This window comes from Psychromonas sp. L1A2, assembly GCF_009828855.1.
Lineage (GTDB): Bacteria > Pseudomonadota > Gammaproteobacteria > Enterobacterales > Psychromonadaceae > Psychromonas.
Window position 1 is genome coordinate 1,335,908 of sequence record NZ_WUAG01000001.1, and the last position, 11,017, is coordinate 1,346,924.

Consider the following 11,017-nt stretch of genomic DNA (forward strand, 5'->3'; position numbering starts at 1 on the left):
TTAATGACTTTAAATTAAAATAGCTAAGCATTAACCTTAGCTATTTTCGATACTTATCATTGACGTAAGACGCTTAGGCATCCTCATTTAGACTAACATTTCGGCCACCTAAATAACCAAAGACTCCACATAACAAGCTTGCTAAAGCACATAGCCACAATACAGGTGCCCAGCTATCAAAGTGTGAATGCAAAGCACCAGCAAACATTGGCCCAATAGCTGCTAATAAATAACCTACACATTGAGCCATACCTGATAATGAAGCGGCTTGTCTTGAATGATGAGTTCGTAAGCTTATGTAAGATAAACCTAAAATAAAAATAGCCCCAGCACAAAAACCTAAGGTCGTTGACCATATAAAAGCAAAGTGAGGAAAGTATAATAATCCCAACGCACAAATAAAGCCTAAAATTGCTAATGATAACGCCAATATTCGTTGATCTTTTAGCTTAGATAGCAACGGTATTAATATAATGCCTGGCACAGCTGAAGCCATTTGGAATGCACCGTGTAAGACACCAGCTTGTTGAGCATCGTGTCCACCTTCTATTAATATATTGGGTAACCAAGCTATCATGATATAAGTAAAAAATGAGTTGAGGCCAAGACACAAAGTGACATGCCATGCTATAGCATGATGCCAAATTTTACCTTGAGTATGAGATTGTGTTAGATCTTTAGTTGGTTTTGTATGTAATTTTAACTGTGGTAGCCAAATAATAAGGCTGAAGAGAGTGATTAAGCCGTAACTAGCTAAGGCAATTTGCCATCCGATATTCTGATACGCGGCTAATGGAATAAGTAAAGCCGAATAACTGCCTGCAAATATACCCATCGCTAAAACATACGCGGAAGTCATGACTGCGACTTTATGTGGGAAATCTCGTTTAATTAAACTGGGTAATAAAACATTACCAATTGCAATACCGACACCGATTACTGCAGTGCCGAGATAAAGGATAATTACTGAATCAATCAAACGAGTGCTTAGCCCTAAACCAATCAATACCAGTGCAATAAACAAAGATATTTCAAGTCCTTGTTTTTTGGCTAAAGTTGTTGCCATCGGAGAGGCGATAGCAAAAGCAAGTAGTGGTAATGTGGTTAACATACCGGCCTGAGAGGAGGTAAGTTGGAAACTGTCGATGACTTGATCTAATACTGGGCCAATACCGGTGATTGGTCCTCGTAAATTGGCTGCTATTAGTAAAATACCTAAAATTAAAATGATGGAGGCAAACAGGGAGCGAGTCGGCGAAATTGAATTCATCACAATATTCCACAATTAAAAAAGACGGGAGATGATAACAGACAACTTATTGTTATTTGTATTAAATTCTTTGAACATCATTTAAGTAAGTGAACAAAGATAAAGGTGATGGATCTATTAATTGAATTATTGCAAAAGTATTCTCAGTTAAAAATAGATCTTAATATCCGGTATATAAATCTATTAATGTAAAAGAGTTTTGAACCTTTCACATAATAAACTGCTAGAATACAGGCAGAAGAAACAATGGGGTTAAATAGGAAAATAAATGTTAATAGTAGATTACCAAAGCAAGAGTTATCACCGATTTTTAAATGATATGCCACAAATTGCAAACCATAAAACACGTTTTTTGATTACGTGTAATGGTGCTAATGAAAGTGATTTAGCTGCAGCCACTGCTGATTTAACATCGTATACAAAAAGTACCGTACAACATACAACTGCCATCATTGATAAAGCACCTGAAAGCACTGTTGATGAGTTGTTTACGGATGTACGTAATAGTCGAAATATATTACTTTTTGAGAATTCAGATTTATTATTTGACAAAAAAACCGAAGTCAAGAACTCACATGAACGTGATAATGGATTTAACTTAAATAATCTATTTAAAAATATCGCTAAACATAACGGTATGGTGATTTTAGCAACAGATAAAAAGCAAACCTTGAGTGCGACTATGTCGACAAAAATGGATGTAGTGATCCGCTTTAAGTAGTTTGTCTTTATAACAATGTAGTATATCAATATTTAATGCCAATACTGCAGCGTAATATCTGCAGTATTGCTTTATAGAAGCGATACATCATCACTGTAAAAAGCACGGCTAACAATCACAGTAAACAACACCCATAGCAGCATAGGAAAAACTATAAAGGTATAGGAAGGTAAGTGTTAATATAGCTAGCTTAACAATGTTGAACTTTATTTTTACTGCTTTATTTATATCTCTTTCTCTGAATTATATTCACATTATTCATCGTTAATAATTGCATAAGTACCTGTTGCATAAGCAATAAGTGAACCTTCATCGTGTAATTCGATGGTGACAAATGAAGTCGTGCGACCTTGGCGTTTAATTGATGCTGACGCGAGTAGATACTTTCCTAAAGCAGGCTTTAAGTAATTGATTTTTATTTCCATAGTAACCGCTGTAAAGCCATTCTCAAGCCCTGATACAGCAGCATACCAACCGGTATTATCCATTAGCGTCGATATTACGCCCCCATGTACAAAGCCTTTATGTTGTAGATGGTAAGGTTTTACATGTAACTCTACCTCTGCTTCACCTTTAGAAAAGCTTTTTAACGATGCTCCCATATGCTTAAGAAATGGGAAATTAATGTCTTCCATGCATTATTCCTTGTTTTAAATGAAAGTTTTAAATGAAAGTTTTAAATAGAAACTATTTTTAGGAAAATAGTGGAATATAAGACTTTATAGTTTATTAAGGTGATTTATAAAAAATTATTATATGGATATATAATTGTTTTTATTATGTTCTTTTTTGCCGATATAGGGGAATTTTCGGTAGATTAATGTGAACGGACACTATTCATTTTAGTAGATTATTAATACCTAACTCACAATCATGAAATAGAAATGCTATGGTTATTACATTACTTTTATTTTAGAGTAAAATCACAAAAGTAATACTTTGTGATTACTTTTTGTGATTTATTTTGATTTTAACATGTTTTTTATACATTGTGATTAAACTAATACTTAAATTATTTTCAGGACTATTTATGAAACAAGCAGATATTCCATTAAATGAAAAAGACCGTATCAAAACGCTTAAATCTCTTGATGTTCTCGATACATTAGCTGAAGAGCGCTTTGATCGTGTGACGCGTATGGCGAAAAGAATGTTTAATGTCCCTATTGCTTTAGTTTCATTAGTTGATGAAAATCGTCAATGGTTTAAATCTTGTGTTGGACTCGCTATTCAAGAAGCCTCTCGCGATATTTCTTTTTGTGGTCATGCCATATTAGGAGATGACGTTTTTATTATTCCAGCTGCCAGTAAAGATGAGCGTTTCGCAGATAATCCAATGGTTATTGAAGCACCATATGTTGAGTTTTATGCTGGCTGCCCATTAAAAGTGAATGGTTATCGCATAGGTACATTATGCATTGTTGATAATATTGCACGAACTTTTGATCGTGAAGATATCGCCGCTTTAAAAGATCTTGCTGCAACTATAGAATTGGAACTTTCAGCAGTACAAATAGCGACACATGATGAATTAACAGGCGTCTTAAATAGACGAGGTTTCCTTTCTATTGCACATAATACATTAAGCCTAAGTGTGAGAAATGACTTTCCAGTAACACTCGCTTATTTAGATTTAGATAAATTTAAAGCCATTAATGATAATTTTGGTCATGCGACTGGAGATATTGTTTTAAAAACATTTTCAAACCTGTTAAGTGACTCTTTTAGAGAGTCAGACATTATTGCAAGGTTAGGTGGTGATGAGTTTATGGTTTTGCTTAGTAGTACTTCAATCACAGAAGCTGCGAGAGTTATTGATGAATTTGAAATAACTTTACATTCCTACCTAGAGCAGAAAGAACCTTTATTAGATGTCTCATTTTCTTATGGCATTGCAGAGTTTAATCACGAACAGCACGATTCGATTGAAGCTTTATTAGCTGATGCAGATGCTCAAATGTATGAATATAAACATACAAGAAATAAAAGCGAGTGAGCCTTACCTGAATTTTTAAAATAGTTAAAGATAGAAAGTCTTACGGAGTAATTAATATTTTATTCTTGAGATTATTCAGTTGATAGTAATCAATAACATCGTTCGTATTGCTGGCAATGCACTTGAATAGTCGAGTGACAACCAGCTTTTACTTTGTTAATTATTCACTCTTTGTAAATAATTCTGGATTAATAGAAGGATAGGCAAAAGATTTATGTTGCTTGATCTCTTCAAGCGATAAACCTTGTAATTCATAGGGGAAAACCACCCAATCATCAGTCGCATTAACAAAATAGTCTGGTCCAGTATTCTTCGGTAATGATGCTTTCTTCCAAACGGTTGCTATTCTCACATCAGCTGGCATATTTCGTTTAAGTCTTACTTTTAGTTCTTTAATGACAGCATCTGCATTTTTTCCAGAACGGTACATGTCATCAACAATTAATAATTTATCTTCGGCATTTAACTTTTTAACTAAATAAGTTAAACCGTGTACATGAATAGGTTGATCGCCATCAGCCTGTTGATGATAACTATCGTAGCCACCGTAGGAGGTTCTAATAGAGATATGGTCAGTTTGTACACCTAAGGTTTGTAAACATTCTTGTACGTAAATACCAACTGAACTACCACCACGCCATAATCCAACAATAAAAGTTGGTTTAAAATCACTGGCCATAATTTGTGTTGCTAGCTGAAATGACTCTTCGATTAACGTGTCTTCATCTAAAAATATTTTTTCACTATATTTAGCCAAGAAATCACCCATTTAATGTGTTATGTTTGCAGGATTTTGAATCAAAAAATTAGAACATAAAGAAGATTTTTATTCAATCTTTAGTGGCACTATCTTTAATGTTTTTACTTGGAACTAACATGGCTGACAAACAATACCTAACTGCGCAAAACCTATTAGAAGACTCTTATGCTTTAGCTCGCAATATTCTCGATAGTGACTTTAAACCGACTTTTATTGTTGCTGTTTGGCGTGGTGGTGCTCCGATTGGTATTGCGGTGCAGGAGTTCCTAGCCGTTCATGGTATTCAATCTGACCATATTGCGATTCGAACTTCTTCTTACGCTGCTGCAATCGACCAACAACAGAAAGAAGTTAAAGTGCATGGCTTAAACTACTTGGTTAAAAACCTTCAGCACCATGATAAATTACTGTTAGTCGATGATGTCTATGATACTGGTCGTTCTATCGAAGCTATTATTAAAGAGCTGCATAGAAAAACCAGATTAAATATGCCGGAAGATGTCAGGATTGCAGTGCCTTATTATAAACCAACACGTAATCAAACCGATCGCATACCTGATTATTATCTACACGAAACCGATGCTTGGTTGAAATATCCTCATTCATTAGAAGGGCTATCGGCAGAAGATATTGCGATAAAACGTCCTCGCTTGTATGAAATTATAAAAGACTTTTTACCTGCTAAAAGTGAATAGAAACACTGCTAAATTGCACTTGTGATTAATCAAGTGCAATCATGTTCACTTTAAAATGATTTAAGCTTGAAAACTTCTAGTATGTATCGGTTACTTATTCTTAATAAAATACAAGCTATACACGTCATGAATTCCTTTTTTATAATTTACTCATAATCCCTCTATTTACTATATTTTATTAAATCTATATCAATGTAAGTATTTATTTGATTTTTAAATGGATTATTCATTGCTTTGCTACTAGTCTACAAGATTAAATAACGTTTTTTCATCCATTTAATCTTGAGCAAAAAATATGACGATTAACTTACGTTTGGTTATTGGTTTTGGTGTAGTCATTTTAATGATGCTTACCCTTAACTTCATTAGTATTCACCGTGTTAACTTTATTGATTCTACAATCACAGAAATAACCGATCAAAACTCTGTTAAACAAAGACATGCTATTAATTTTCGGGGTAGCGTTCATGATCGCGCTATTACATTACGCGATATCTCATTAGCAAGAACCCAAGGGGAACTTGATAGTGCAATTCAAGATATGAAAGATTTGGGTGAGGATTATCAAAGGTCAGTTGTTGATATGAATAAAATTATGTCATCTGGCATTGTGATGACTGCTGAAGAGAAGCGTATTTATTCAAAAATAAACAATATTGAGTCCCAAACCTTACCATTAGTGGATCTGATCATTGAGGCTAAACGAGCTAATAACATTAAATTAGCAAACGATATTTTATTTAATCAGGCTAAACCTACATTTGTTCAATGGTTAGCATCAATCAATCAATTTATTGATTACCAAGAAGTTGTCAATCAAAAAGCGACAAAAGAAGTACGATTTGTAGCGAGTTCATTTCAAAGTTGGATGATTAGTTTAACAAGTTTAGCGATTATTATTGGATTATTGGTGACTTATAGGATCAGTTTTCAAGTAAAACAATCTGTTGGTGGTGATCCTCAAGAAGCAGCCAAGGTTGTTTCTAAAATTTCTCAAGGTGACCTAACAGGTGAAGTTATTTCCTGCTGTCCTGAAAGTATGATGGCATCAATCAATGTTATGCAACAGCAATTAAAAACCACAGTGAACAATATTATGTCCTCTTCTGCTGAATTATCTGAACGTGCGATCTCAGTAACTGCGGGTTCCTTACTGGCACTTAATGCAGCGGATAGACAGGTAGTTCAAACCAATGATGCTAAACATCATTTAGACTCAATGAGTAATAGTATTGATGCTGTTGTTGAGACGGTGAGACAGACTGAAGATAATTCAAAAGCAACGGTAGAGTTATCTCAACGCGGTAGAAATGCTGTTTTGAATGTGGCAACAGAAATCGAAAAAATTGCGACAACAGTCAATGCTACTGTAGCGCAAATCAATATCCTACAACAAAGAACCCGTGAAATTGGTGAAATCATTAACGTGATCAGAAGTATTTCAGATCAAACAAATTTGTTAGCGTTAAATGCTGCTATTGAAGCCGCTCGAGCAGGTGAAACGGGTAGAGGCTTTGCGGTTGTCGCTGATGAGGTTCGTCAACTTGCTATTCGTACCGGCGATGCAACTGGTGAAATCGAAGCAATGATCAATCAAGTCCAAGTAGATACGCAAGCTTCTGTTACAGCAATGGAAACGACTGTGCCTCAAGTTGAAAAAGGCTTGACGTTAACTCACCAAGCTAATGAGTTACTTAGTGATATACAGCGACAAGCTGACGATTCTTTGATTAAAGTATTAGAAGTTGTTAGTGCAACCAATGAGCAAGTTGCTACGATTTATGATGTATCAAATGGAATGGAAGAAATCTCTGTGATGTCTAAAGAAACAAGTGAGACACTTAAAAACAATGTGACTCAAGCAGAGTTATTGGAAACATTGTCTAAAACGCTGAAAAAGGACACTAATTACTTTACTGTTTAATATCGCTCAATCTTATAATAACTTTTAAAGCTCGCTTATATGTGATGGCTTGAAATTTACTCTATTTTAAAATATCTATCATTTTAATTTTAAGGTCGTTTGTTATTCGTCCTGATTTTTTAAAGGTTTATATTATTGTTTATTTAGTATGTCGCTCAGTACATCATAAATCAGGTTCTTATCCTTTCATTTATAGTCGTTTTTGTGTTTTATCGATTCCTTACCGCCTTGCATTTTAGCCTTCAAAAAGACGCTTATTATTCACTTTTAGTATTTAACAAGCTTTGATAGATTCTTGTTGATTATCAATTCGGTTATTAGTTTTCGAATTAAATTTCATTATTTTGGTAAATTAAAAGTCATTTTTTATTGTTTTTATAATAAGTTAAACAGAAGAACGGCACCAATATAGAGCATGTATTGACCTTTTGGTCAGTATTCAATCAAAGCACAGCCTTTGATTACACTTGTCCAATAAACGAAATGATATTTTAAAATAATAACAAATCCTCAAATAAGGGCATTATTAGCACCAAAAAGGAGCGTGGAAATATTGTAAAATAAGGATGTTGGCTATTGATATTCACTGTCATTTATTAGATGGTGTAGAGAGTAAATGGATTTTTCTAATAGCAAAACACATATAAAAATTTAAAGTTACAAGACTATTTATTGAATTTAAAGGATTAGATCTATGAATAACAAACACTTCATTGTGGCAGGCATTACGTCACTAATGTTGACCGGATGTTCAACTCTTACTTCACCTAATACAAGCCAACAAAAATGGTTACAAGATAAAGAATATACTCTAACTATTCTTCATACCAATGATAACCACGGACACTTTTGGCAGAATCAATATGGTGAACGTGGCATGGCTGCCCGTGCAACGTTAGTTAATCATATTCGTGCAGAAGTCGAGTCTGCTGGTGGTTCTGTATTGTTACTTTCTGGTGGAGATATTAATACTGGAGTACCTGAATCTGATCTTTTAGATGCACAACCTGATTTTATTGGTATGAATATGATTGGTTATGATGCGATGGCTATAGGCAACCATGAATTTGATAATCCTCTTGATGTCCTAGCTAAACAAGCTGATTGGGCAAACTTTCCTTTTCTTGCCGCTAACATATACAAAGATGGCAAGCGTATGTTTGAAGCTTACAAAATCTTTGATAAAGATGGCGTTAAAGTTGCGGTTATAGGTTTAACGACAGAAGATACAGCTAAAATTGGTAATCCAGAATTTATTAAAGACGTGCTATTTACAGATCCTAAAGTAGAGGCAAAATTAGTCATTGCTGAAGTAAAAGCCAAATATAACCCCGATATCATTATTGCTGCTACACACATGGGGCATTATTTAAATGGTGACAACGGTTCTAACGCACCCGGTGATGTTCAATTAGCACGTTATCTTGATGAAGGCTCTCTTGATATGATTGTGGGTGGTCATTCTCAAGAACCTGTTTGTATGGAAGGTGTTAATGAATATGCTGACTTTAAAGCAGGACAAGCTTGTAAACCGGATATTCAAAATGGCACCTATATTGTACAAGCACATGAATGGGGTAAATATGTAGGGCGTGCTGATTACACATTTAAAAATGGAGAGCTTGAACTACAAGCTTACAACCTAATTCCAGTGAATTTGAAGAAGAAAGTACAAGATGCCAACGGTAATAAAACGCGTGTCTTTATTCAAGATGAAATCAAACAAGATGAAGTGGTATTTAACACATTAAAACCATTTCAAGAACAAGGTCAAGCAGCTTTAAATTTTGTGATTGGACATAGTAATGGATTGTTACAAGGTGAGCGAAAAGTTGTTCGTAATAATCAAACTAACTTAGGCCGTTTGATTGCCACAGCACATATGCAACGCGCTCAAGCTGATTTTTCTGTTATGAATTCTGGCGGCATTCGTGCTTCGATTGAAGCGGGTGATATTTCTTATAAAAGTGTTTTAACGGTACAGCCGTTTGCCAATACGATCACTTATGTCGATATGACAGGAGTTGAAGTCGTTGCTTATCTTAATCAAGTGGCAACAAAAAGCAAAGACTCAGGTGCTTATCCACAATTCTCAGGTATTACAATGACGGTTGCTGACATGCAGGTTAGCAATATTGTTATTGGTGATAAACCGATTGATTTAAATCGTACTTATCGTTTTACCGTTCCATCATTTAATGCTGCTGGTGGTGATGGTTATCCAAAGCTCTCTGAGCATCCCTCTTATGTTAATACCGGTTATGTCGATGCGGAAGTTTTAAAGGATTTTATCCAGAAAAACTCACCGATTAATATTGCTGATTTCATCCCTAAAAATGAATAATTTATTTAATAAAGATAAATTCTAATCAATATTTCACAATAAAAAGTACCGATTAATAAGTTACATATAACTGCCATAAACGCATGATAGTTTCATGCGCATTATGATTATGGAAATTTAAAAGTACATTTAACTTATTAGTAATATATAAATATAGTAATACATTAAGACAAATAACATTCAATTAAGGATTATAAAATGTTAAAAAAATCAACGCTATGCATCGCATTATCAACCATTTTGGCGGGGGCTACGGCACAAGCTGCAACCCTTTATGAAAAAGAAAATGGCGATAATCTGAAAGTCTATGGTGAAGTCGGTGTCGGTGGACATATTGGTGCCGATTATGAATATGGTGAATTTTATACGGATGATAAATCATATATCGATGACAGTTTTGCAACACTGGGCCTTAAAGGTGAATACGAGGATATTTATTACCGCCTTGAGCTTGATTATGAACGTGAAAATTGGGCATACGGTTCTGGTGACCTGGAATTGACAATAGATAAATTATTTATCGGTTATAAGTTTTACAAAAATCATGCAATTGAGGTCGGATTAACTGATACCGCTCTGGATGATTACGATAAATTTGGTGACTTTACTTTCGATACAACGGTTGAAACTGGCGAAGCAGGCGATCAAGAAAATACGATCAAATATGAAGGTTCTTTTTCTGATTTTAAAATGGGACTCTCTTATTCTTATGAAGGTGAAAGTTCATCTGGTTCTGAATTAGGCGACATTATTAATGGGTATGTTGGTTACTTTAGTGATTATGTTGATGTGGTGATTGGAGCTGAAACACGCAGTGGCTCAGAAGGTATGTCGAAGTACGGAGAGCAAACACTTTTCTCCTTAGGCCTACGTGCTTACATTACGGATGATTTCGCTATCGGTTTAAATGGTTATATTGAAAATGAAGATATTGCACAAACGAGCACGGTTATTTCTATTAGTAATGACTTTGAAGAAACAAGTTCTTATAACGATTACCAAACACTTAAAAACCAAGGAGCATTAATTTCGGCTCGTTACACTTTAAATAAAAAAGTTGAATTTACTGGGTCATTAAATTACGAAGAATACGAGACTTGGGATATCAACAGTGCTTATGGTGTTTCACCTGATGATGAGTACTCATGGGGTAAAGAGCGAATTTGGGGGACGTTAGGTATTAATTTCAAACCAACAAGTTCTGTTATTTTTGCATTGGAAGGTAACTTTGGTGAAGCAGCACAAGATGCTTACGCATACGCTCGAGTATATTTCTAATTAGCTATAAAACTTAAAAAATAAAAGAA

9 protein-coding genes are annotated in these 11,017 nt (G+C 34.6%); 6 read left to right on the forward strand and 3 right to left on the reverse strand.

Annotated features, from left to right (window positions below):
• Nucleotides 1-73: 73 nt before the first annotated feature.
• Nucleotides 74-1,270 (reverse strand): MFS transporter, encoded by a 1,197-nt coding sequence (locus GQR59_RS05860; RefSeq protein ID WP_160061103.1) that lies wholly within the window; start codon nt 1,268-1,270, stop codon nt 74-76.
• Nucleotides 1,271-1,538: 268 nt separating this feature from the next.
• Here GQR59_RS05860 and GQR59_RS05865 point away from each other — a divergent pair, with 268 nt between their 5' ends.
• The gene (locus tag GQR59_RS05865) at nt 1,539-1,991 is read left to right on the forward strand and encodes an AAA family ATPase (RefSeq protein WP_160061104.1); all 453 of its coding nucleotides are present in this window, start codon (nt 1,539-1,541) and stop codon (nt 1,989-1,991) included.
• 254 nt (nt 1,992-2,245) lie between these two features.
• Here the strand turns inward: GQR59_RS05865 and GQR59_RS05870 are convergent, their stop codons facing one another.
• A complete protein-coding gene (locus GQR59_RS05870) occupies nt 2,246-2,626 on the reverse strand; it encodes a PaaI family thioesterase (protein WP_160061105.1) in 381 nt (126 codons plus the stop codon).
• Between the two features lie 395 nt (nt 2,627-3,021).
• Here GQR59_RS05870 and GQR59_RS05875 point away from each other — a divergent pair, with 395 nt between their 5' ends.
• Nucleotides 3,022-3,987 carry a sensor domain-containing diguanylate cyclase gene (locus GQR59_RS05875; RefSeq protein WP_160061106.1) on the forward strand — a complete coding sequence of 322 codons (966 nt, stop codon included), beginning with the start codon at nt 3,022-3,024 and terminating at the stop codon, nt 3,985-3,987.
• 160 nt (nt 3,988-4,147) lie between these two features.
• Here the strand turns inward: GQR59_RS05875 and GQR59_RS05880 are convergent, their stop codons facing one another.
• Nucleotides 4,148-4,744 carry a phosphoribosyltransferase gene (locus tag GQR59_RS05880; RefSeq protein ID WP_236546668.1) on the reverse strand — a complete coding sequence of 199 codons (597 nt, stop codon included), beginning with the start codon at nt 4,742-4,744 and terminating at the stop codon, nt 4,148-4,150.
• Nucleotides 4,745-4,863: 119 nt separating this feature from the next.
• Between GQR59_RS05880 and GQR59_RS05885 the strand changes: the two genes are divergently transcribed.
• From GQR59_RS05885 to GQR59_RS05900, 4 genes are all read left to right on the forward strand, one after another.
• Nucleotides 4,864-5,442, forward strand: a complete 579-nt coding sequence (locus tag GQR59_RS05885; protein ID WP_160061108.1) for a phosphoribosyltransferase — start codon at nt 4,864-4,866, stop codon at nt 5,440-5,442.
• Between the two features lie 295 nt (nt 5,443-5,737).
• The gene (locus tag GQR59_RS05890) at nt 5,738-7,366 is read left to right on the forward strand and encodes a methyl-accepting chemotaxis protein (protein WP_160061109.1); all 1,629 of its coding nucleotides are present in this window, start codon (nt 5,738-5,740) and stop codon (nt 7,364-7,366) included.
• Nucleotides 7,367-8,060: 694 nt separating this feature from the next.
• Nucleotides 8,061-9,710, forward strand: a complete 1,650-nt coding sequence (ushA, locus tag GQR59_RS05895; RefSeq protein WP_160061110.1) for a bifunctional UDP-sugar hydrolase/5'-nucleotidase UshA — start codon at nt 8,061-8,063, stop codon at nt 9,708-9,710.
• 198 nt (nt 9,711-9,908) lie between these two features.
• Nucleotides 9,909-10,988: a porin gene (locus GQR59_RS05900; protein WP_160061111.1), complete on the forward strand. Its 1,080-nt coding sequence runs from the start codon at nt 9,909-9,911 to the stop codon at nt 10,986-10,988.
• Nucleotides 10,989-11,017 lie beyond the last annotated feature (29 nt).